The sequence below is a fragment of the Cyanobium usitatum str. Tous genome, from assembly GCF_963920485.1.
Classification (GTDB): Bacteria; Cyanobacteriota; Cyanobacteriia; order PCC-6307; family Cyanobiaceae; genus Cyanobium_A; species Cyanobium_A usitatum_A.
This window is the reverse complement of record NZ_OY986431.1, coordinates 2294831-2316366: the sequence shown is the minus strand read 5'-3', so window position 1 is coordinate 2316366 and position 21536 is coordinate 2294831. Positions and strand designations below refer to the sequence as shown.

The 21536-nt window shown below is 63.1% G+C and carries 21 protein-coding genes; 12 read left to right on the top strand and 9 right to left on the bottom strand.

Annotation, left to right across the window (positions count from 1 at the left end; genetic code table 11):
• Positions 1 to 6: 6 nt before the first annotated feature.
• Together U9970_RS12540 and queG are read right to left on the bottom strand one after the other, a co-directional pair.
• The gene (locus tag U9970_RS12540) at positions 7 to 915 is read right to left on the bottom strand and encodes a tetratricopeptide repeat protein (protein WP_322764461.1); all 909 of its coding nucleotides are present in this window, start codon (positions 913 to 915) and stop codon (positions 7 to 9) included.
• 24 nt (positions 916 to 939) lie between these two features.
• On the bottom strand, positions 940 to 1887 hold the full coding sequence (queG, locus tag U9970_RS12535) for a tRNA epoxyqueuosine(34) reductase QueG (RefSeq protein WP_322764460.1): 948 nt from the start codon (positions 1885 to 1887) through the stop codon (positions 940 to 942).
• Between the two features lie 47 nt (positions 1888 to 1934).
• Between queG and U9970_RS12530 the strand changes: the two genes are divergently transcribed.
• The 7 genes from U9970_RS12530 (at position 1935) to U9970_RS12500 (ending at position 9082) form a co-directional block, all read left to right on the top strand.
• On the top strand, positions 1935 to 2585 hold the full coding sequence (locus U9970_RS12530) for an HpsJ family protein (protein WP_106632522.1): 651 nt from the start codon (positions 1935 to 1937) through the stop codon (positions 2583 to 2585).
• A 56-nt stretch (positions 2586 to 2641) separates the two neighbouring features.
• A complete protein-coding gene (locus tag U9970_RS12525) occupies positions 2642 to 3367 on the top strand; it encodes a DUF502 domain-containing protein (protein ID WP_106632521.1) in 726 nt (241 codons plus the stop codon).
• 15 nt (positions 3368 to 3382) lie between these two features.
• The gene (gene nusB, locus U9970_RS12520) at positions 3383 to 4021 is read left to right on the top strand and encodes a transcription antitermination factor NusB (protein ID WP_322764459.1); all 639 of its coding nucleotides are present in this window, start codon (positions 3383 to 3385) and stop codon (positions 4019 to 4021) included.
• Between the two features lie 7 nt (positions 4022 to 4028).
• The gene (gene ftsY, locus U9970_RS12515) at positions 4029 to 5510 is read left to right on the top strand and encodes a signal recognition particle-docking protein FtsY (protein ID WP_322764458.1); all 1482 of its coding nucleotides are present in this window, start codon (positions 4029 to 4031) and stop codon (positions 5508 to 5510) included.
• Between the two features lie 84 nt (positions 5511 to 5594).
• Complete coding sequence (locus U9970_RS12510) at positions 5595 to 6986, top strand: PP2C family protein-serine/threonine phosphatase (RefSeq protein WP_322764457.1); 1392 nt, start codon at positions 5595 to 5597, stop codon at positions 6984 to 6986.
• A gap of 32 nt (positions 6987 to 7018) precedes the next feature.
• A complete protein-coding gene (gene argH, locus U9970_RS12505; RefSeq protein WP_322764456.1) occupies positions 7019 to 8413 on the top strand; it encodes an argininosuccinate lyase in 1395 nt (464 codons plus the stop codon).
• A gap of 90 nt (positions 8414 to 8503) precedes the next feature.
• Entirely contained in the window at positions 8504 to 9082 is a 579-nt protein-coding gene (locus U9970_RS12500) for an RNA recognition motif domain-containing protein (RefSeq protein WP_322764455.1), read from the top strand.
• Here the strand turns inward: U9970_RS12500 and dusA are convergent.
• Positions 9079 to 10125: a tRNA dihydrouridine(20/20a) synthase DusA gene (gene dusA, locus U9970_RS12495; RefSeq protein WP_322764454.1), complete on the bottom strand. Its 1047-nt coding sequence runs from the start codon at positions 10123 to 10125 to the stop codon at positions 9079 to 9081. The two genes, U9970_RS12500 and dusA, sit on opposite strands and share 4 nt — an antisense overlap.
• On the opposite strand from dusA, the gene U9970_RS12490 reads away from it, so the two are divergent.
• Entirely contained in the window at positions 10111 to 11379 is a 1269-nt protein-coding gene (locus U9970_RS12490) for a BaiN/RdsA family NAD(P)/FAD-dependent oxidoreductase (RefSeq protein WP_322764453.1), read from the top strand. The genes dusA and U9970_RS12490 overlap by 15 nt on opposite strands.
• Here the strand turns inward: U9970_RS12490 and U9970_RS12485 are convergent.
• From U9970_RS12485 to U9970_RS12475, 3 genes are read right to left on the bottom strand one after another with little or no spacing between them, the layout of a single operon-like run.
• Entirely contained in the window at positions 11367 to 12626 is a 1260-nt protein-coding gene (locus tag U9970_RS12485; RefSeq protein ID WP_254941692.1) for a type II secretion system F family protein, read from the bottom strand. The genes U9970_RS12490 and U9970_RS12485 overlap by 13 nt on opposite strands.
• Before the next feature lie 24 nt (positions 12627 to 12650).
• On the bottom strand, positions 12651 to 13730 hold the full coding sequence (locus tag U9970_RS12480) for a type IV pilus twitching motility protein PilT (RefSeq protein WP_254941691.1): 1080 nt from the start codon (positions 13728 to 13730) through the stop codon (positions 12651 to 12653).
• A gap of 7 nt (positions 13731 to 13737) precedes the next feature.
• The gene (locus U9970_RS12475; RefSeq protein ID WP_322764452.1) at positions 13738 to 15567 is read right to left on the bottom strand and encodes a GspE/PulE family protein; all 1830 of its coding nucleotides are present in this window, start codon (positions 15565 to 15567) and stop codon (positions 13738 to 13740) included.
• An 88-nt stretch (positions 15568 to 15655) separates the two neighbouring features.
• On the opposite strand from U9970_RS12475, the gene grpE reads away from it, so the two are divergent.
• The 4 genes from grpE to rsgA are packed head-to-tail and all read left to right on the top strand — an operon-like array spanning position 15656 to position 18789.
• Positions 15656 to 16330, top strand: coding sequence for a nucleotide exchange factor GrpE (grpE, locus tag U9970_RS12470; RefSeq protein WP_322764451.1), 675 nt, complete (start codon positions 15656 to 15658; stop codon positions 16328 to 16330).
• Positions 16330 to 17445, top strand: coding sequence for a molecular chaperone DnaJ (dnaJ, locus tag U9970_RS12465; protein WP_322764450.1), 1116 nt, complete (start codon positions 16330 to 16332; stop codon positions 17443 to 17445). Before grpE ends, dnaJ begins: the two co-directional genes overlap by 1 nt.
• A complete protein-coding gene (locus tag U9970_RS12460; protein WP_322764449.1) occupies positions 17442 to 17702 on the top strand; it encodes a sulfurtransferase TusA family protein in 261 nt (86 codons plus the stop codon). The genes dnaJ and U9970_RS12460 overlap by 4 nt, the downstream gene beginning before the upstream one ends.
• On the top strand, positions 17692 to 18789 hold the full coding sequence (rsgA, locus tag U9970_RS12455) for a ribosome small subunit-dependent GTPase A (protein WP_322764448.1): 1098 nt from the start codon (positions 17692 to 17694) through the stop codon (positions 18787 to 18789). Before U9970_RS12460 ends, rsgA begins: the two co-directional genes overlap by 11 nt.
• Here rsgA and U9970_RS12450 read toward each other — a convergent pair.
• The 3 genes from U9970_RS12450 to murC are packed head-to-tail and all read right to left on the bottom strand — an operon-like array spanning position 18764 to position 21518.
• Positions 18764 to 19105 (bottom strand): YbaB/EbfC family nucleoid-associated protein, encoded by a 342-nt coding sequence (locus U9970_RS12450; protein ID WP_254960571.1) that lies wholly within the window; start codon positions 19103 to 19105, stop codon positions 18764 to 18766. The two genes, rsgA and U9970_RS12450, sit on opposite strands and share 26 nt — an antisense overlap.
• 35 nt (positions 19106 to 19140) lie before the next feature.
• Entirely contained in the window at positions 19141 to 20052 is a 912-nt protein-coding gene (gene murB, locus U9970_RS12445) for a UDP-N-acetylmuramate dehydrogenase (protein WP_322764447.1), read from the bottom strand.
• A 5-nt stretch (positions 20053 to 20057) separates the two neighbouring features.
• Positions 20058 to 21518 carry a UDP-N-acetylmuramate--L-alanine ligase gene (gene murC, locus U9970_RS12440; protein WP_322766137.1) on the bottom strand — a complete coding sequence of 487 codons (1461 nt, stop codon included), beginning with the start codon at positions 21516 to 21518 and terminating at the stop codon, positions 20058 to 20060.
• Positions 21519 to 21536: the final 18 nt, after the last annotated feature.

The window sequence follows — 21536 nt, the reverse complement described above, 5'->3', positions numbered from 1 at the left end:
CCCCGTTTACTCCTCGTCGCTGCTTTCGCCCTCCGGGCTGGCATTGGCAAGGGCTCGATCCACCACGGGTTTGAGTTCGGGCAGCTTGAAGAGTTCGGCGGTGGTGCTGCGCAGCTTCGGTCCCCAGAGCTGGTCCTTCTGGTGGCTGTCGAGCACGTAGTTGGGTTCGGCGTCGAGGGCCTTGCCAACCAATTCGACAGCCTCGCTGCGATTTTCCGGACCGTTGGCAAACAGGCTGGCGGCCAGGGCCAGGCTTGGTTCAGCCGCATCTGGCTTGATCTTCAACACCTCGCGCCAGCGGCTGATGGCCGCCTTTGAATTGCCTTGCTCGAACAACACCAGCCCCTGGTTGTTGAGGGCCTCCCAGAAGCCTTTGCGCAGGGAAGAGGCCCGCTCAAAGGCAGCCAAGGCTTGGCCGCTCTGGCCTAGCAGGATGCGGGCGTTGCCCAAGTCGAAATAGGCGCCGGCGTTGCGCTTGTCCAGTTTCAGGCCCTGCTCCAAAAGGCCGATTGCCTCATTGGGTTTGCCGGCCCGTAGGGCTAGGGAACCCTCGGCAAACCAGATTCCAGGGTTGCTTGGATCGAGTTTCTTGGCCTTGGCCAATGAGGTGCCGGCCTGTTCAAGCTGGTTGCTGCGCAGCTGGGCCTCAGCCAGCAACACCCAGCCGCGGGGATCTTCTGGTAGCAGCTGCACCGTCAGGGCAGCCAGCCTGGCGGCGTCCTTGGCTTGACCAAGTCGCAGCAGCCGGGCCGCCGCCTGGGCGATGCCCAGACCGGCAGCTTCGAGTTCCTGCCGTTGGGGCACGTACACGTAGGGCACCAACGCCCGGGCGGGCAGCCCCGCTGTCAGCAGCAGCCCGAGGGCAGCGGGCAGCAGGGCAGTTCTGAAATCAGGGCGCGACCAGCGCGGAGCCATTACGGGCAGACGGGTTTGGCCAGCCTAGGTAGTGCCGCTCCGGCTGGCCCGCAGGTTGCGTCGCCACATCCAGGGTTTGAGTCGGCGCAGGGCCGAGGCTCGCAGCTTGGTATCCCAGTCGGCGTCGCTCCACCCCAGGGCTTCCTCGGCCTGCAGGTTCAGCAGCCAGGGCCGCGGCTGTAGATCCGCGTCTTCACTGCTTCGCAGCGGCTGTTGATTCCAGGGACACACGTCCTGGCAGATGTCGCAGCCAGCTACCCAGCCCTCCAATTTGCTGGTGATCGCTTGCGGCAGCTCGGGATCGCGGTTTTCGATGGTGTGAAAGGCCAGGCAGCGGCGGCTGTCCACCACGAAGGGCTCGGTGATGGCGCCGGTGGGACAGGCCGGCAGGCAGCGGCTGCAGCTGCCGCAAAGGGGTGTGGCGGCAGCATCGGCAGGCAGCTCCAAGGTGGTGAGCAGGTGGCCCAGCAGTAGCCAGGAGCCACGCTCGCGATTGATCAGGTTGCCGTTTTTGCCAATCCAGCCCAGGCCGGCCTGCTCGGCCCAGGCCTTATCCATCAGCGGTGCACTGTCGACGCAGGCCCTCCAACCCACCCCAGGCACCTGCTGCTCCAACCAGCGACCCAGCTGGCGCAGGCGGCCATCGATCACCCGGTGGTAGTCCCGCCCCCAGCCATAGCGGGCCACCTTGAGTGCCCCCGGTGCCCGATCGGCCTCCACGTAGTAGTTGAGGCCCACCGCCAGCAGGCTGCGCACCCCGGGCAGTAGCTGTTCCACCGCGCGCCGGCGCGGGTCGGCCATCCAGGCCATGTCGGCTTGATAGCCCGCTGCAAGCCAGCGCTCCAGGGCCGCCGTTCGCAGGCCTAGGCGCTCTCCGGCTGGCACGGCGGCGAGGCCGACCGGGTCAAAGCCAAGCTGCTGGGCTTGCTGTTTTAGACGGAGTACAAGGTCGTGGTGGGCGTGCAGCGTCATCGCCCGTACAGTTGCGCCGTTGTCTAAATCTGCCGCGAGACCCTTCTGTGAGCACTGCTTCCTTCGGCCGCCTGGGCCACCTGTTGCGTTGGCTCGGCCTCACCTTGGTCGTGTTGCTTGCCCTGCAGTTGCTGGTGCTCCTGGGCTCTTGGAACTGGGCTGAAGAGGGATATCGCCAGCTGTTGATGGATCGACTGGTCAGCCAGTCGCCGATGGCCTTGGTTGGTCTGCTGCTGATGTTATTCGGCAGTCGCCTCGACCATCCAGCCGCTGGCCGCACCCCGCTGCGCTGGCTTGTGGCTGTAGTGAGCATCCTGCTGGCCCTTGCCTTGGTCGTGGCGGTGCCGGTTTCAATCAGCGGCGACCGCAGCCTCTCCGAACAGGCAGACCAGCAGCTGGCTGCGCGCAAGGGTCAACTGGCTATGGCCCGCGCCCAAATGGACAATCCCCAGGTCATCGACCAATTGATTGCCCAGGCGGCCCAGGCTGGTCAGATCCCCGCTGATGCCACTCCGGAGCAGCAGCAGGCGGCTGCTAAGAGTTTCATGCAGCGCCAGTTGCAGCAGGCTGAAGATCAGCTTCAGCAGCAACAGCGCGCTCGCGATCTCACGGTCAACCAGCGTCGCTACGGCGGCACCGGCACAGCAGTGGTACTGGCTATCGGCTTCGTGCTTTTGGCCTTAGTGGCCCTGCTGTGAGGCCGGCTGGCTAAGTTGAAAGCAGATTGCTGCAGGCCGGATCTCCGGATTGTCACTTGGTTCAATCCAGCCCCAGATCGGATCAGCCCCTAGGGGATCGGCTTCAATCCGATCTCAAGAACGATTTGATCGCTGGTTTGCTTGTGGTGATTCCACTGGCAACCACGATCTGGTTGGGCACCACGGTGAGCCGTTTCGTGCTGGCGTTTCTCACTTCTATCCCTAAGCAGTTCAATCCCTTCAATACCCTCAATCCGGTGTTGCAGGAGCTGATCAACCTGGGCGTTGGTCTACTGGTGCCCCTGCTCGGCATCCTGTTGATCGGCCTGATGGCCCGCAACATTGTTGGTCGCTGGCTGCTTGAGTTTGGCGAAGGGACCCTGCTGCGCATCCCCCTAGCTGGCTCGGTTTACAAAACCCTCAAGCAGCTGCTGGAAACCTTCCTCCAGGGCAACTCCAGCAAGTTTCGTCGGGTCGTGCTGGTGGAGTATCCCCGCGAGGGTCTCTACGCCCTGGGTTTTGTGACTGGCGCGATCGGCTCTGCCCTGCAGGCAGGCTTCACTGAGCCCATGCTGAGTGTGTTCATTCCCACTGCCCCGAATCCAACCACCGGCTGGTACACCGTTGTGCCAGAGGGTTCTGTTAAGGATCTCGAGATCTCGGTGGAGGATGCTTTCCGCACAATCATTTCCGCCGGCATCGTTAACCCCGACGAGCGCTCCACCCCCAATCGCAGCTTCTCCAGCCTGCTGGCCCAGCTGCGCACCCCCCAACTTTCCTGAGGCAGAACCCACCTGATGCAGAGCCGCACCCTCTCCCGTGAACTGGCCCTGCTGATGCTTGGTCAGACCAGTGATCGCGGCTCGTCTGCCCCGGCCTTGCCAACTGGCATGGAGGGCCTGTTGCAGCAGGTGCTCGCCACCCTCAGCCAGGATGTGCGTGAGTCCCTGGATCGTTCCGCCGAAGACTTGCAGGCCGCCCAGCAGCAACTGCTTGATAGCGAGTTGCAGGAGCAGGGTGAGCAGCAGTTGCCCCGGGTGCGCCAGCACCTCAACGCCGGCCTGGTCGCGGCTGAACAGGCCCTTAATCGCCTTTCCGCAAGCCTGGAGTTGCCCCGGCTGCTGATGCTGGCCGACCAAGAAGAGGTGCGCCTCGGTGCCATCGCCCGGGTCGAGGCCGTGCTGCGCGACCGTCAGGCGATCGATGAGCGACTGGATCGGGTAATGGAGGGATGGCGTCTTACTCGCCTGCCCCGCATCGATCGGGACATCCTGCGGCTCGCAGCCGTAGACCTCGAGAGCTTCCGCACCCCCCCTGCCGTGGCCTGTAACGAAGCTGTGGAGTTAGCCAATCGCTATAGCGATGAGCAGGGCCGCCGCATGATCAACGGGGTGCTGCGGCGCTTTACGACAGCTCGTTCCGCGGCGGAGGCCTGAACAAGCCATGGTTTACGACTGGTTTAATCGCACCGGCCCATCCCCAGCTGACCCATCAGCAACCCCGCCGCCAGCTTCTGAACAGGTTTCGGGTCAGGGTCCAGAGCAGGCTCAAGAACAGCCTGTTGAGGTTTCCTCCGATCCCAACGCTGAGGCGCTGGAATGGGCCCGCCAGGCCTACGCCCGCCTCAAGGCCCAGCAGGAGGAGCAAAAGCGGCGGCAGCTTGAGCCCGAATCTGCCACTGAGCCCCCTCTTCCAGATTCTGTACAGCCTGTACAGACCAATACCCAGCAGCCCGAACAGGGTCTTGTGCAGGATCCTCAGCAGGTTGCCCAACCGGCTACTCCAGTGGCCGCGCCCCTTTCCCTGCTGGAGCAGGCAGCGGCCCAGCGGGCCGAACGCCAACAGGCGATCACGGCGCCAGAGGCTCCCGCCCTTGAAGCCCCTGCAGCGCCCGAACTAGCTGAGCCCAGCTTGGGCGCTTTCGACGCCACCTTCACCTGGTCGGCTGAGGTACTCGCGGCCCAGGGCAAGCGGGTTGATCAGGTTTCGCTTGAGGAGATCGACTGGCTCACTCGTTTGCGCCAGGGCCTCGAGAAAACTCGCCAGGGCTTGGTCACCCAGCTGCTCGACAACCTCGGTGATGACCCGCTCACCCCAGAGGTGGTTGACGGTCTGGAAACCACCCTGCTGCGGGCAGACGTTGGGGTGGAGGCCACCGACCGGGCCCTTGGTGCCCTGCGCCAGCGGCTCAACCAGGAGGTGGTGGATCCCGCCGAGGGCCTGCGCTTCCTTAAGGAGCAGCTGCGCGCCATCCTCGACCAACCGATCGAGGCCAGTGGCCAGCCCCTGCTAGCCCCCCGCCGCGAGCAGCTCAACGTATGGCTGTTGGTGGGGGTAAACGGCGTGGGCAAGACGACCACGCTCGGCAAGCTGGCCAACTTGGCGGTGCGCAGCGGCTACAGCTGCTTGATCGCTGCTGCTGATACTTTCCGGGCCGCGGCGGTGCAGCAGGTGCAGGTGTGGGGTGAGCGCAGCAAGGTGCCGGTGATCTCCAATCCCAGCGCCAATGCCGATCCAGCGGCCGTCGTCTATGACGCCATCGGTGCTGCCCAGGCCAAGGGCACTGAGTTGGTGTTGGTGGACACGGCTGGCCGGCTGCAGACCAAGCACAACTTGATGGAAGAGCTCAGCAAGGTGCGCAGGATTGTCGACAAGCTGGCGCCGGAGGCGGTGGTGGAGTCGCTTTTGGTGCTGGATGCCAGCCAGGGTCAGAACGGCCTGCGTCAGGCCATGGCTTTTGCCAAGGCCGCCGGACTAACTGGGGTGGTGCTCACCAAGCTCGATGGCAGCGCCCGTGGTGGTGTGGCCCTGGCCGTCGCCTCTGAAGCCGGGCTGCCAATCCGTTTCATTGGCGCTGGTGAGGGTATTCGCGACCTGCGGCCCTTCAACAGCTTTGAGTTTGTTGAGGCCTTGCTGGCTCGCTGAGGTCCTGCTTGCCTTGGCCGGTAGGGCACTTGCCCGTGTCGCCGCTATCTTGCGAAACCGCCGCGGCCGCACCGTGCCCAATCGGTGAGCAACAAGCCGCCCCCCCATCCGGTTTCTCCCCAGGGTCCGGCCCTGTTGTCTGCTGCAGCCTCGTTGCGGCAACTGCTCGACAGCCTCAGCCGGGAGCAGCGGCGCAACCAGGAGCTGCTGGCTTCCCTGACTTTTGCCCTGCGCAGTTTCACTAATCTGGGTCGCTTTCTGGAGCTGGTGCCTCTGGTGGCGGCCCGGCTGGTGGAAGCCGAGGGGGCAGTGCTGGTGGTATTCCACGAGGATGGCCGCCTCTGGCGCGAGTATCTGCAGGCCACGCCTGCCGAGCCCTGCGCCGAGCTGTTGCGCCAGCTGGCGGCGTTGGCGGATGGGGATTTGGCAGCTCTCAGCGGTGATGCGGCTGTGGCGGCCTTGCTTGATCAGCGGGTGGGCCGGTTGCTGGGCGAAGCCCAGGTGGTTGCTACATCGGTGGTTTCCCGCAGCCTCCAGCGAGGCCGCCTATACATCTTCAGCAATCGGCAGGGCTTTGCCTGGAGCGAGGTGCATCGCCGCCACCTGCAGCTGGTGGCTGATCTCAGTGCCGTGGCTCTGGAAAACGAGACCCTGCTCCAGACCATGCGGCGCCATGAGCGGCTCGATCGCCAGCTCAGCATCGGTGCTGAAATTCAGGCCCAGCTGCTGCCGGACCGCTGTCCGGTGATCGATGGCGTTGAGCTGGCAGCCCGTTGCCGCCCTGCCTTTCAGGTGGGCGGTGACTATTACGACTTCATCCCCACCCGCCCCCAGCTGCTGGGCCGCCGCCGCGAACAGGCCCGCTGGGCGCTGGTGATGGGCGATGTGATGGGCAAGGGCGTGCCGGCAAGTCTGCTGATGACCATGCTGCGCGGCATGTTGCGGGCCGAGGTGCTGAGCGGCCATTCCCCTGAGCGCATCCTTCACGACCTCAACCAGCTGGCCCAGGAAGATCTGGCCCAGTCGCACCGGTTTGTGACCCTCTTTTATTCCGATTACGACCCCCGCACCCACCTGCTGCGCTACGCCAATGCGGCCCACAATCCGCCCTTGATCTGGCGGCGCCAGCGCAACCAGGTGGAGCGCCTTGATGCCCCAGGTCTGCTGATTGGTTTGCAGAGCGAAGCCGATTACGGCCTTGAGCAGATCGTGCTGGATCCAGGCGATGTGCTGCTCTATTACACAGACGGGGTGACCGAGGCCACCGGCTTTAGCGGTGAGCGCTTCGACGAGGAGCGGTTGGTGCGCCAGCTGCAGGCGGCCTGCCGCTCCGGCATCGGCGCTCAGGGGATTCTCGACCAGCTGTTTGCCCGGTTGGATCGCTTCGTGGGGGCAGACCGGCAGCTCGACGATGACGCTTCGATGGTGGTGCTCAAGGTGAAGGAGGAGCTGATGCTGCCCTCCCTGCCAAGCTGATTCCCTGCCTAGCGCTGAGCGCCAAGCCCCGAATGGCTGTTGATTCCACCGCGTCTACCTGGAGCCAGCGTTTCGAGCAGGGCCTGCATCCGTCGATCGAGCGCTTTAACGCCTCGATTGGTTTTGACATCACCCTGCTGCAGCAAGACCTGGACGGCTCCATCGCCCATGCCCGCATGTTGGGCAGTTGCGCCGTGATCAGCGAGAGCGAGGCGGCCCAGTTGATCGAGGGCCTGGAGAATGTCAGATCCGAGGCAGCCAGGGGCGAGTTCAATCCCGGTCTGGAGGCTGAAGATGTGCACTTCGCCGTTGAACGGCGTCTGATTGAGTTGCTCGGCCCCCTGGGCAAGAAATTGCACACCGGCCGCAGTCGCAACGACCAGGTGGGCACCGACCTGCGTCTGTGGCTACGCGGCCAAATTGATGCCATTGACGGGGGCTTGCTGCGCTTCGAGCGGGCCCTGCTGGCTCAGGCTGAGCTGCACAGCACGGTCTTAATCCCCGGCTACACCCATCTGCAGCGGGCCCAGCCGGTGTGTCTGGCCCACCACCTACTGGCGTACATCGAGATGGCTGAGCGGGATCGGGCCCGTTTGGCCGACGTGCGTGGGCGGGTGAATATCTGTCCCCTGGGGGCCGCGGCCCTGGCGGGCACGCCGGTGCCCATCGATCGGCGCCAGACCGCGGCCGAGTTGGGCTTTGACACCATCTACGCCAACAGTCTCGATGCGGTCAGTGACCGGGACTTTGCGGTCGAGTTCATGGCTGCCGCCAGCTTGGTGCTGGTGCACCTGAGCCGGCTCAGCGAGGAGGTGATCCTCTGGGCCAGCGAAGAGTTTGGCTTTATCGGTCTCACCGACCGCTGTGCGACGGGCAGCAGCCTGATGCCCCAGAAAAAGAACCCCGATGTGCCCGAGCTGGTGCGGGGCAAGAGCGGCCGGGTGTTTGGCCACCTGATGGGCTTGCTAACCATGATCAAGGGCCTGCCCCTCGCTTACAACAAGGACTTCCAGGAAGACAAGGAGGCCCTGTTTGACGGGGTGCGCACCTGCCTCGATTGCCTCGAGGCGATGGCGATCCTGTTTGAAGAGGGGCTCGAGTTTCGGCCCCAGCGCCTGGAGGCGGCAGTGGCTGCGGATTTCTCCAACGCCACCGATGTGGCCGACTACCTGGTGGCTAAGGGGGTGCCCTTCCGCGAGGCCTACCAGTTGGTGGGCGGCCTGGTGAAGGGCTGCCTGGCAGAGGGAATCCTGCTGCGCGATCTGCCCCTGGGGCGCTGGCAGCAGCTGCACCCTGCCTTTGAAGCCGATATTTATGAGGCCATCACTCCCCAGCAGGTGGTGGCGGCCAGGCGCAGCGAGGGGGGCACGGGCTTTGACCAGGTTGAGCAGCAGTTGCAGCGAAATCGGATGCGACTTGCCTGCTGAGAGCAGCCAGCTTTCGTTAGTCGTCTTAGGGTGGATCGGTTAGTGGCCCACTGGCCCACATGCATCGGTCCCGCGGCCGATCTTCAGTTCGTGAGTATTTTTGTCGGCAACCTTCCCTTCCGCGCTGAGCAGGAAGACGTGGCGGAATTGTTTGCACCCTTCGGTGAGGTGTCTAGCTGTTCCCTACCCCTCGAACGGGATACCGGGCGCAAGCGCGGTTTCGCCTTTGTTGAGATGGGCGATGAAGCAGCAGAGGCAAAGGCCGTTGAGGCATTGCAGGGTGCTGAGCTGATGGGTCGTCCCCTGCGCATCAACAAAGCCGAGCCCCGCACCAGCGGCGGCGGCGGCGGAGCTGGCGGTGGTGGTCCGCGCCGGGGTGGTTATGGCGGCGGCGGTGGTGGTTACGGAGGAGGAGGTGGCTACGCAGGTGGCGGCGGTGGCGGTGGTGGCTACAACCGCGGCAGTGGGGGTGGAGCAGGCGGTGGTGGTGGTTATGCGGGTGGTGGCGATCGGGGATCCGGTGCTCGCGGCTGGGAAGATCGCAGCTATGGCGCCGGCAATCCTGCTGGTGGCGACAGCTTCGATGCTGGGCGCACCCGCCGCCGCCGCAGTGGCGGTGGCGATAGCGGTGGCGGTGGCGGCGACTTCTACGGTGGTGCCGAGGGCTAGTAGCCCCGCTCTGCCAGGGATAGGGCTGCGGCTGCCAGCACGCCAGCATCCGCGTCCCTTGCCCCTGCTTTTTCGGTGAGTTGCTGGCGCCAGCGTTTGGCGCCGCCTACCCCCTCCACCACATGTACTAGGTGGCGGGCGATAGGCCACAGCCGCCCGCCTCGACTGCGCCATTGCTCGGCGTAGGCAACCAAACCTCCCACCACGCTGGAGGCTGTGGCCAGCGGCTGGCTGTCGTCGGCGTAGATCTGCTGGTCCACCTGCCTCCACTGGAGGGGATGGGCATAAGCAGCCCGACCCACCATGGCCCCGTCCACCAATTCGAGCTGCTGCACGCAGTCGTCCAGGCTTTCCAGACCGCCGTTTAACTCGATGCTCAGTTGCGGTCGATCGCGCTTGAGGGTGTGCACTACGTCGTAGCGCAAGGGCGGGATCGTCCGGTTCTGTTTGGGATCGAGCCCCTCCAGCCAGGCTTTACGCGCGTGTACTGCAAATCGCTGGGCCCCCGCTGCCGCCACCGCATCCACGAAGGCCAGCAACTCGGCGTATGAGTCGCGCTCATCAATGCCGATGCGGTGTTTCACCGTTACCGGCAAGGAGCAGGCGGCGGCCATGGCGGCAACGCAGCGGGCCACCTGGTCAGGATCGGCCATCAGACAGGCCCCAAAGCGGCCTTTCTGCACCTTCTCGCTGGGGCAGCCCACATTCAGGTTGATTTCGTCGTAGCCCCATTCAGCCGCCAGGGCAGCGGCCTCAGCCAGCAAGCCAGGATCGTCGCCGCCCACTTGCAGGGCTAGGGGTTTTTCGATCGGATCGAAGCCCAGTAGGCGCTCCAGCCGCCCCCCCGGTGCGCTGGCATCAGGTGCTTGCCTGGCGTGGTGCAGGGCCTGGGCTACCACCATTTCGGTGTAAAGCAGGCTGCGCCTGCTGATCTGCCGCATCAGCACCCGGAAGTGCCGATCGGTGTAGTCCATCATCGGGGCCACACTGAAGCGATAACTGGCTGGATCGATCTGGCCCATCTCCCCATGCTGCCAATTCATGCTGCCGTTGTCGTGGCCGGTGGCGGTGCCGCCGGCTTCATGGCCGCCATCTGTGCTGCTGAGGCCGGCCTTGGCGATATCGCACTGCTGGAAGCCACCAACGAGCCGTTGAACAAGGTTTTGATCAGTGGTGGTGGGCGCTGCAATGTCACCCATGCCTGCTGGGATCCTCGGGCGTTGGTGGGGCACTATCCCCGGGGCGGCCAAGCCCTGCGGGGTCCCTTTTCCCGCTTTGCTCCCGGCGATGCCGTTGCTTGGTTTGCTGACCATGGCCTCGAACTGGTGGAGGAGCCGGACGGCCGCCTGTTTCCCCGCTCAAACCGTGCCGAATCGGTGGCAGCCACCTTGCGCCGAGCGGCCCTCCAGGCCGGGGTGCAGCTGCACACGGGGGTGAGCCTGCAGCGGGCCGCGGCAGCTGCTTCCGGTGGTTTTGACCTGCTGGTGCGGGGCGGTGGGGCGATCAGAGCCGATCGGTTGGTGCTTGCCACCGGCAGCCATCCCAGCGGCCGCCAGCTGGCGGCGGCCCTAGGCCATGGGCTGGTGGCGCCTGTGCCCTCCCTATTCACCTTGGCCCTGGCTGGCGATCCCCTGCTGGAGCTGGCCGGAGTGGTGATGGATCCGGTGGAGCTGGCTTTGCACCTGCCGCAGGAGCCCCAGGCCGCTCGGGCTGCCCAGCCTTTTCGCCAGCGGGGCCCGGTGCTGATCACCCATTGGGGTCTGTCCGGTCCAGCCACCCTGCGGCTCACGGCTTTTGCGGCCCGCGCCCTCAAGGCCAGTGGCTATCGGGGTGAGCTGCGCCTTGATTGGAGTGGCGGCCTGTCCCAGCAGGATCTTGAGGGCTTGTTTGCCGAGGCCAAGCGAGACCAGGCCAAGCGGCAACTAGCCAACTGGCGCCCCTGGCCCGCCCTTAGCCGGCGCCTATGGCTGGCCCTGTTGCAGCGCCATGGCCTAGACCCTCAGCAGCGCTGGGCTGACCTTGCTAAGCGGCACCAGCAGCTGTTGGTATCGGCCTTGCGTGATACCCGGCTGGCCATTACCGGGCGGGGCCCCTTCGGCGAAGAATTCGTGACAGCAGGGGGCATTCCTCTAGGTGAGGTGAACCTGGCGACGATGGAGAGCCGCCAGCAGCCTGGTCTTTATTTGGTGGGTGAACTTTTGGATGTGGACGGGGTGACGGGGGGGTTCAACTTCCAGCACTGCTGGAGCAGCGGCTGGCTGGCTGGCCAGGCTTTGGCTGAGAGTTATTTGATCTGATCAAACACCGAGAACATCGGTAGATACATAGCCAGCAGGATTGAGGCCACAATGCCGCCGACAAGCACGATCATGGCCGGCTCCAGCATGGAGGTGAGTGCCTTGACGGTGGCTTCCACTTCGTCTTCATAAAAGTCAGCCACCTTGGAGAGCATGGCGTCCATTTCGCCTGTTTCCTCGCCGATGGAGAGCATGCTGATAGACATATCAGGAAATACGTTCATGCGTCCAAGCGCAACACTTAACGGAATTCCCTGCAACACGTCTTGGCGACTATTGCTAATTGCATCTGAGATAATGGAATTACTTGTGATTTCTCTAACTATATCAAGTGACATCAAAATTGGCACCCCCGCTCGCGTTAGGGAGCTAAAGGTTCGGGAGAACTGCGCCGTTGCTGTTTTTTGAATCAATTCGCCAAACAGGGGGAGCTTGAGTACAAGGGCGTCTACTCGCCGCCTGCCAATTGGTGTGGCATAAAACTTGCCAAATAGAAAGACTCCGGCAATAAGTCCTAATACCAGATACAGAGAAAAGGTTGAGCGCAGTAGGCTGCTGAGGTCCACCATCATCTGAGTGAACCAGGGGAGTTCGGCGCCTAGGCCATCAAAAATACCGGCAAAGGTGGGAATGATGAAGATTGTCATTCCCAGAAAGACTGAGATGGCGATGAACAACACAGCCACCGGATAGCCCATGGCCCCTTTGAGCTGGTTTTGCAACTTGGCGTTGTCCTCAAGCAGTTTGGCCAGTCTCTTTAGGGATTCATCCAGCACGCCGCCGGCTTCCCCCGCCTCCACCATGGCGATGCTGAGCTTGTCAAATACTTTGGGCCAGCGCCGTAGGGCTTCGCCTAGGGAGATCCCCTGGTTTACCTCCAGGCTGATCGATTGCAGGGCCCGTTTAAACAGGGGCATCTTTTGTTGAGATGCCATTAGGTCGATGCTGCGCACAATTGGTACGCCAGCATTGACAAGGGCCGACATCTTGCTGGCAAATACAGCTTTATCTTTGATGCCAGGTTTTGCCTCTAGCAGTTCATTGAGTTTGGAGAATTTGAGTTTTTCACTTAGTTGGGCTGCGGCACTAGATCCCGTCGCCGTGGTTTTCGGCTTGGCCTTGATTTCGGTGGCTCGGATGCCTCGCAGCCTCAAGCTGCGCTTAGCGTGGGCGGGATCGGTTGCCTCAATATCTACAAGGAATGACTTGCCTCGGGGATTGATGCAGGTGGCAACGAAGGCAGGCATGGTTTAGGAGTACCTAGTGGTGAATCAGCTCAGTTGCTTGACTAAACGTATGAGCTCGTCAGGCTTTGAGGTTTTCAAAAGGGCTTCATCCATCATGACTTGGTTGCTGAGCACTAGATCCCCAAGGGCTTTTTCCAGCGTTTGCATTGATAGTTGACCACCTGTCTGAATTGCAGAGTAAAGCTGGGCGGTTTTACCTTCCCGGATCAGGTTTGCGGTGGCTGGTGTATTGATCATTATCTCCTGGGCCATGACTCGACCAGATTGGCCGGGGCTTGGATTGTGGCGCTTGCACAGCGTTTGGGCAAAAACGGCCACAAGGCTGCTGCTTAGCTGCACCCGAATCTGATTCTGTTGGCTGGGGGGGAAAACATCCACCATGCGGTCCACGGTTTGGGCGGCCGAACTCGTGTGCAGGGTGCCCAATACCAGGTGACCGGTTTCTGCTGCCGTAATTGCTAACTGGATGGTGTCGAGGTCTCGAAGCTCGCCCACCAGGATTACGTCGGGATCTTCTCGAAGGGCTGCCTTTAGGGCATTGGCAAAGCTGCGGGTGTCTTCGTTGAGCTGGCGCTGGTGGATGACACTTTTTACTGGTCTGTATGTGAATTCAATCGGGTCTTCAATGGTCAATATATGTTCTGCCCGGGTTTGATTTATATGCTCGATCATTGCCGCCAGGGTTGTGGTTTTGCCAGAGCCGGTGGGGCCTGTTACGAGAATCAGCCCTTTGGGCATGTGGCTCATTTCCTCCACAATCGGCGGTAGCCCTAGGCTTTCCAGAGTGGGCACGGTGTTGGAAAGCGCTCGCAGGCAGGCGGCGTAGGTACCCCTCTGGCGATAAACATTGACCCTGAAGCGGGCGATCCCTTTAAGGCCATAGGCACAATCTAATTCCCAGGTTTGCTCTAGCTGCTTGCGCTGGGCATTATTTAGCATGGAGAAGATTAGTTTATTGCAGCTTTCTTCGTCTAGGGAATCATCGTGTATGGGCCTTAGTTGACCGCTGAACCTGCCATAGGGAGGTATGCCTGCACTGATATGGAGATCACTGCCGCCATCCTTCACAAGTTGGGTCATCAAGTCTTCAATCATCACGGCCATGGGACCCTCAGCGGCTGGTTAGACAGTAGGGACATTCGAGCCAGTCGTCATGGAGCCCAGCTCCGCAGTTGCTGCAGGTGAGGGTGCTTAGTGATTTAGAGCGGCGTTCAGCTTCCAGGCCTGAATCAGTGAGCAGCATCCGTTCGACCTCGGCCAGGGTTGTGTGACCTTCGCGCACTAGCTGCAGCCCGTAGCCCAAAAGGGTTTTCATGCCGTTTTCAAGCGCCATTCGCCGCAGCACATCTGTGGGTTCCCTTTTGGCGACAGCTGCTGCCAAGGTATCCGTCATCCGTAGGATTTCGTAGACACCGATTCTTCCTTTGTAGCCGGCACCGTTGCATGCAGGGCAGCAGCCTTCCTGGTTGCGGTTCTGGGTGTTGGCCTTGAAGAAGGTCACCGTGGTTTCGTGGCTACTCAACAGACCAAAACGGGCCAGTTCTTCCGGATTGGGGGTGTAACTAATTCGGCAAGCCGAACACACCCTTCGCAGCAGCCGTTGGGACACGATGCCCAGCAGTGATGCGCTCACCATGAAGGGCTCCACACCCATTTCATCGAGGCGGGCGATGGCGCTGGCCGCGTCGTTGCAGTGCAGGGTGGTCATCACTAGGTGGCCAGTAAGTGCGGCCTCGATCGCCGTTTTGGCGGTCTCCAAGTCGCGGGTTTCTCCCACCAGCAAAACGTCAGGGTCCTGTCGCATAAAGGCACGTAGCGCCATACTGAAATCGAGCCCCTTCTCTCGATTTACTTGGGTTTGGGTGATGCCATGCAGGGTGTATTCGATCGGGTCTTCAACCGTGGAAATGTTGATACCTGGATCGTTGCGCTCAGCTAGTAGGGCGTAGAGGGTGGTTGACTTGCCCGAGCCGGTTGGGCCCGTCACCAGAATCATTCCGTAGGGTTTAGATCCCAGCTCTCGCAGGGTTTTTCTGGCATCCGCATCGGTGATTAGGGTTTCTAGGCCGAGCTGAGTAGCGCCGCTGTCAAGTAGGCGCAGGCATATCTTTTCACCATTACGGCTGGGTAAAGTGCTTACCCGAAAATCCATTTTGCGGCCGCGGAACATGCGCCTGATGCGGCCGTCTTGAGGCAATCGTCGCTCGGCGATGTCCAGATCCGCCATGATTTTGATGCGTGATGTGACGGCAGGCGTCAGGCTCTTTGGCAGGTCCTCGAAGTGCTTCTGCAGCACACCGTCGAGGCGAAAGCGAATTTCCAGGGTGTTTTCCTGGGGTTCCACGTGAATATCACTGGCCCCCAGGGTGAGGGCCTCGATCAGGATTCTGTCCACCAGGCTGATGATTGGTGACGCATTGGCACTGCTGTTGGCAGCAGCAGCAGTGCCCTCCAGATCTTCGACATCGGCAACCTCCTGCAGCTGCCCTTCGGAGGTTCCAGGGATTCCTAGGTCTTTGGTTAGGGAGCGGGGGGGGGTAAAGCTTGCAGGTGGTCGCGGTTGGCCTGGCTTGGAGGCTGCGGTAGCGGGAGTTGGTGCTTTTGCCGAGAGCGCAGATGTGAGATTTGTCGCCAACGCCAACTTCAGCTCCGCGTTGAAGCCGGCACGTTGCAATTCCTCAATTAAGTTCTGGCGCTGCTGGGGCCCCCAGTGGCTAGGTACGGCAACTACCAATCTCCCTTTGCTTTCTTGAAGGGGCAAGGCGCCAAATTCGCGCCAGCGGGCCTCTGGCAGCCCTTTGCCCGTAAAAAGTAAGTCTTGACCAAGGGCCTGCAACTCGGTGGCTTGCAGCACCGGTTCACCAACCAGTAGCTCCACCTCCAGACGCTGCTGCTCTTCGCTGCTGGCTTCAGGGACGGGGCGGGAAGGGATGAGGGTCATGGAGCCAGAAGGTGCGGGCTTCCGCCGCTTGTGGGAGGTAGGCCCGGCGCTTCAACATGTCTAGAACCAAAGTCCGACCTTGTCAGCCATGAGCGGTGACACCTCGATGAGCGGTGACAGCAACCTGGGAGCTGGGGCCCCCCAGGCAGCTGATCCCAGCGAGATTCCGGCTACTCCGGAGATGGAGGCTGGACAGGAGGCCGGCTCTCACCAGATTTCTGATCAGGGTTCCGATCTGGCTGGCCAGCTGGTGGCACTCAAGGCAGAGCATGAGGCCCTCAACGGCCAATACATGCGTCTGGCTGCCGACTTCGACAACTTCCGCAAGCGCCAGAGCCGCGACAGCGAAGACCTGCGCCTACAGATCACCTGCTCCACCTTGGGTGAGATTTTGCCGGTGGTCGATAACTTCGACCGGGCAAGGCAGCAGCTGAATCCCCAGCATGAGGAAGCCCAGGCGCTGCATCGCAGCTATCAGGGCCTGTACAAGCAGCTAGTGGATGTGTTCAAGCAGCTGGGGGTTTCACCGATGCGGGTAGAGGGTGAACCCTTCGATCCCAGCTTGCATGAGGCGGTCTTGCGTGAACCCAGCGAGGCCCATGCCGAAGATGTGGTGATCGAGGAGTTGCAGCGCGGCTACCACCTAAACGGTCGGGTGCTGCGCCACGCCCTAGTCAAGGTGTCGATGGGGCCTGGTTCCGGCGCCGTCCCCGCTGGCCCCCAAGCAGCTGAGAATGGCCAGGCTGAGGAGCAGGACGGCTGATGGCCGACTACTACGACCTGCTCGGCACTGCCCGCGACGCCGATCCAGACACTTTGAAGCGGGCCTACCGGCGGATGGCCCGTCAGTACCACCCGGATGTCAACAAAGATCCTGGGGCTGAAGACAAATTCAAGGAGATCGGCCGGGCCTACGAGGTGCTCAGCGATCCCCAAACCCGCGCCCGTTACGACCAGTTCGGTGAGGCGGGATTAGGCGGTGGCGGCGCCCCTGATATGGGCGACATGGGCGGCTTTGCCGACCTGTTTGAGACCTTTTTCAGTGGCTTTGGCGGGGCGGGTGCTGGCGCAGGACCGCGGCGGCGTGGTCCCCGTCAAGGCGATGACCTGCGCCTCGACCTCAGCATCAACTTCCAAGAGGCGGTGTTTGGTATCGAGAAGGAGGTGCAGATTCGCCATCTCGAAACCTGCAGCACCTGCCAGGGGTCTGGTGCTAAGGCGGGCAGTGGACCCACAAGCTGCGGAACCTGTGGCGGCGCTGGCCAAGTGCGTCGGGCCACCCGCACCCCATTCGGCAGCTTTACCCAGGTGGCTGCTTGTCCCACCTGTGAGGGTAGCGGCCAAGTGATTGCCGACCCCTGCGGCGCTTGCGGTGGCCAGGGTCTGCAGCAGGTGCGTAAAAAGCTGCGGATCAACATCCCAGCTGGGGTTGATTCCGGTACCCGGCTGCGGGTGGCAAATGAGGGCAATGCCGGCCAGCGGGGCGGTCCCGCCGGCGATCTCTATGTGTTCCTGAGTGTTCAATCGGCTGCCGGCTTGCGCCGCGACGGCATCCACATTCACTCTGAGGTGACGCTCAATTACCTCCAGGCCATTTTGGGCGACACCATCGAGGTAGACACGGTGGACGGCCAGGAGTCGTTGGAGATTCCAGCCGGTACCCAGCCCGGAGCGGTGCTCACCCTGCAGAGCAAGGGGGTGCCCAAGCTGGGCAATCCGGTGGCCCGAGGCAACCACTTGGTCAGCATCAAGGTGCAGCTGCCCACCAAGCTCAATGCTGAAGAGCGGGAGTTGCTGGAGCAATTGGCGGGCCACCACACCAACAAGGGCCACAAGCATCCCCATAAGAGCGGCTTGTTTGGGGGCCTCTTCGGTTGAGCTCCGGGTGGGCAGACGGCAACCCAGATGCCCAGCTTGATCTACGCGGCATTGCCTGTCCGCTCAACTTCATTCGCACCAAGCTGGCCCTGGAGCGTTTGCTTCCTGGCCAGATCCTGCAGGTGGATTTAGATCGGGGAGAGCCCCAGCAGCAGGTGACCCAGGGGCTGGAGAGCTCCGGTCATGGAGTTATCTGCTGCGAACACCCGGAGCAACAAGGGGCCGTGCGGCTGCTGGTTCGTTGTTATGGGGGTTGAGCCTGGGCGATTGCGCTTAGCGGGGCAGGTGGTGGCCCTGCTGGCCAATTACTGCTGGGTGGAACTGGATCAGGTAGGGCCTACCGGCTTGAGTCGACTTTTGTGCACCCGGCGCACCCGCCTTGGTAAGAGCGGCCAAACAATTGCGGTGGGGGATCGTGTCTGGGTAGATGGCATTGACTGGCCTGCTGGCCGGGCGGCTGTGGCGGCCCTGGAGCCGCGTCAGAGCCTGCTGGAGCGGCCCGCCGTGGCCAATGTGGCCCTCGTGGTCGTGGTGGTGGCGCTGGCGGAGCCAGAGCTGGACCTGCTCCAGCTCACACGCTTTTTGTTGACGGCCGAGGCGACTGAGCGGCCGGTGCAGTTGGTGTTCTCCAAGGCGGATCTGGTTTCGCCTGACGAGGTGGTTAGTTGGTGCAAGAGAGCTGCTGACTGGGGTTACGACGCCCTGGCGGTATCTACCAGCAGTGGCGCAGGTATGGAGCCTTTGCTGCAGCGGCTGGCCCAGCCAGGCATCGCCGTGCTTTGTGGACCTTCCGGGGTGGGTAAAAGCAGTGTGCTTAATGGTCTGTGCCCCGAGCTGGGCCTGCGGGTGGCGGCGGTGTCAGGGCGGCTGCAGCGGGGCCGCCACACCACTCGCCATGTGGAGCTTTTCCCCTTGGCACCCGGAGCCCTGCTGGCCGACACGCCTGGCTTCAATAGGCCGCGGCTGCCTTCCGACCCCTTTGCCCTAGGCCCCCTGTTCCCGGAGATTCGGAAACGCCTTGGCTTGGGCTGTTGCCGCTTCAGCAATTGCCTGCACCAGGGCGATCCCGGCTGCGCCGTTGGCTGCGACTGGGAGCGTTACCCCCTTTATGCCCAGTGCCTGAGCGACCTGCTGCTGGAAGGCGAGCGAACGGGCCGGGTTGCGGACTCCCCTGAGGGGTCGGGGCAGCGCCGCCGCGGCCAGGGCCTTGAGCCGCGCCTGGCGCCCGGATTGCGGCAGCTCTCCCGGCGTCGCCAGCGTCAGCAGCTGCTGGATGGGGAAGAGGACGGCCAGGCTGGCACCGGAAAAGCGACGGATTTCAGCCGCCCAGACCCGGAAGATTGAGATTTAGGCCTCCGGTGAGCTCTTCCATGCGGCCTTTCATCGTGCCGGTGGATAGCTCGTAGGCGGCTTGCAATGCTTCCAGCACGGCGGCCTCGCTGGCGGCAGCCCCTTCGGCGATCAGTTCGGGGGCCAGCTGCACTCGCAGCGGTTGCTGGTTGCCCGTGAGCCAGATGCTGGCCCGGCCGTCGGCGCTGCGGCCCTCCAGCTCCATTGCATCGAGTTCTTCCTGGAGCTTCTGGGCGTTTTGCTGCAGCTCCTGGGCCTTCTTAAAGGCCTCGGTGAGCTGACCGAAGTTGGGGAGTCCGAAGCCAGCCATGCCCTGGAAGTTGCTGAGCTCAGGCTAAGGGTCAGCTAGGGCTCAGGCCCGAAGCCCAGCCGCTTTACCTCAGGGTGGAGGCTCAGGCCATGGCTGGCCAGCACCCGGCATTGCACTTCAGCGATTAAGGCATCGATGTCGCTGGCGCTGGCCTGGCCAATGTTGACGATGAAATTGGCGTGGATTGGCGAGACTTGGGCATCACCGATCTGCAGACCTTTCAGTCCTAGAGCTTCGATCAGCTGCCCTGCTTTTTGTGGTTCTGGGTTGCGAAAAACACTGCCGCAGCTGGGTTGTTGGTAGGGCTGGGTGCTGGTGCGGCTGTGCAGATTGGCACTGGTGCGCGAGGTGATGGCTGCGGGGTCGTGGCCGGCCTCCAGCTGGAAGGTGGCTGCTAGCACGATCCAGGCCTCCGCCTGGAGGCGGCTGTGGCGATAGGCGAAGTCCAGTTCCCGGGCTTTCAGCTCGAAGGGCTTTGCGGGATTGGCCGGGTCCAGCAGCCGCACCGAGTGCAACCATTCGGCCGTGCAGCCGCCCTGAGCGCCCGCATTCATCACCACCGCGCCCCCAACGGTGCCTGGGATGCCCACGGCCCACTCCAGCCCGCTCAGGCCAAGCCGGGCTGCTTTACGGGCCAGGGTGGGGATAGGTTCTCCGGCTTCCGCTTCCACCAAGCCGCTGGCAGCGTCGAGCCGGCTCCCCTGCAGCCGCCTGTTGCAGATGGTGAGGCCGGGCAGGCCGCTATCGGCGATCAGCAGGTTTGAGCCTGCGCCGATGCAGCGCAAGGCCAGGCCCTGGGCCCGGGCCCAGGCCGCCAGAGAAACCAGTTCATCGCTCTCTCCAGGCTCGGCAAACCACTCTGCTGGACCTCCCACCTTCCAGGTGGTGAAGGGCTGAAGCCCTACCCCTTGGCGTAGGGCGGGGTGGCAGCTGGGGGCCGCAAGCATCGGGCTCAGGCCGCCAAGAGGGCTGCAGCGGCAGCGATGGCGCTGTCAACTGCTTGCTGGTGCTGTTCGAGGCGTTCCCAGAGGCTGTTGACGTCCCCAGCCCCCATGGCGATCACCAGATCACCCTCTTGACTCTTGGCGGCCACCTGGGCGGCGAGCTCGTCGAGAGTGGGGGCCACCGCCACCGGCAGGTTGGGTGCCAGCTGCCGCACCGCCGCGGCCATGGCGGCGCTGGAGATGCCTGGAATCGGCGCTTCACCAGCGGCGTAGAGGGGCGCGATCAGCACGGAATCGGCTGCCGAGAGGGCCGCTGCAAAGCCGTCCAGAAACTGGGCTGTGCGGCTGTAGCGATGGGGCTGAAACACCGCCACTAAACGCCGTGGCGCCACGGGCAGGGTGCTGCGGCCGCTGTCCACCATCAGCCTGGCCATGGCCAGGGTTGCGGCCACCTCGCTGGGGTGGTGGGCGTAGTCGTCGACCACCAGCCGGCCCTGCCACAAACCGCGGAAATCAAAGCGCCGTCCTGGGGCCTGGAGGGCGGCTACCGCCTCGCCCAGCTCGGCAAATGAAACCCCCTCCAGCCGGCAGGCGGCCATGGCCGCAACCGCGTTGCTGAGGTTGTGACGGCCGGGCAGGGGCAGTTCAAAGCGGCCCACCAGTTCACCGTCTTCAAAGAAGTCGGCAACGGTGCCGTCGCCCCTTTGCTCGTGGGCAATCGCTGCAAAGGAGACGCCTGCGGCGCTTTCGATCGACCACCAATGGCTGGCTTTGAACCGCTCGCGCAGCACCGGGTCGTCGTGGTTGGCCAGGAGCCTTGTTGTGTTGCCGGCGAACCTTTGCAGGGTGGTGATCAGGGCTTCGAGGTCGGGGTAGTGGTCCGTGTGGTCGAGCTCGACGTTGGTGAGCACGCCTAGGGATGAGCGGAATTTCACCAAGGAACCGTCCGATTCATCCGCCTCCGCCACCAGCAGCCGCCCTTCGCCATGGCGACCGTTGCTGCCGAAGGCGGGCACGATGCCGCCTATCACTGCGGTGGGGTCGTGTTGGGTGGCCGCCAGCAGGGTGGCGATCAGGGTGCTGGTGGTGGTTTTGCCATGGCTCCCGGCTACGGCGATGGAGTCCTGGCCATTGATCAAGGCGGCCAGCACGTCGGAGCGGTGGCAGATCGCCAGCCCCAGGCGACGGGCCTCCAGCAGCTCCGGGTTGGTCTCTGGCACGGCGGAGCTGATCACCACTTGAGGCGGAACCGAGGTGCCACTGCGGATCGCGGCAACCGTGGCGGCGTTCTGCTCCAAAAACACCCGCACCCCCAGCCGCCGCAAGCGGTCGAGCACGGCGTTGTCCCGGGGGTCGGAGCCGCTTACCGCGTAGCCCCGTTCCGCCAGGATCCCTGCCAGGGCAGACATGCCGATGCCGCCAACCCCAATGAAGTGGAGCGGTTGGTGACGATCGAGCAGGGGCGCCAAGGGCAACTCCAAATCATG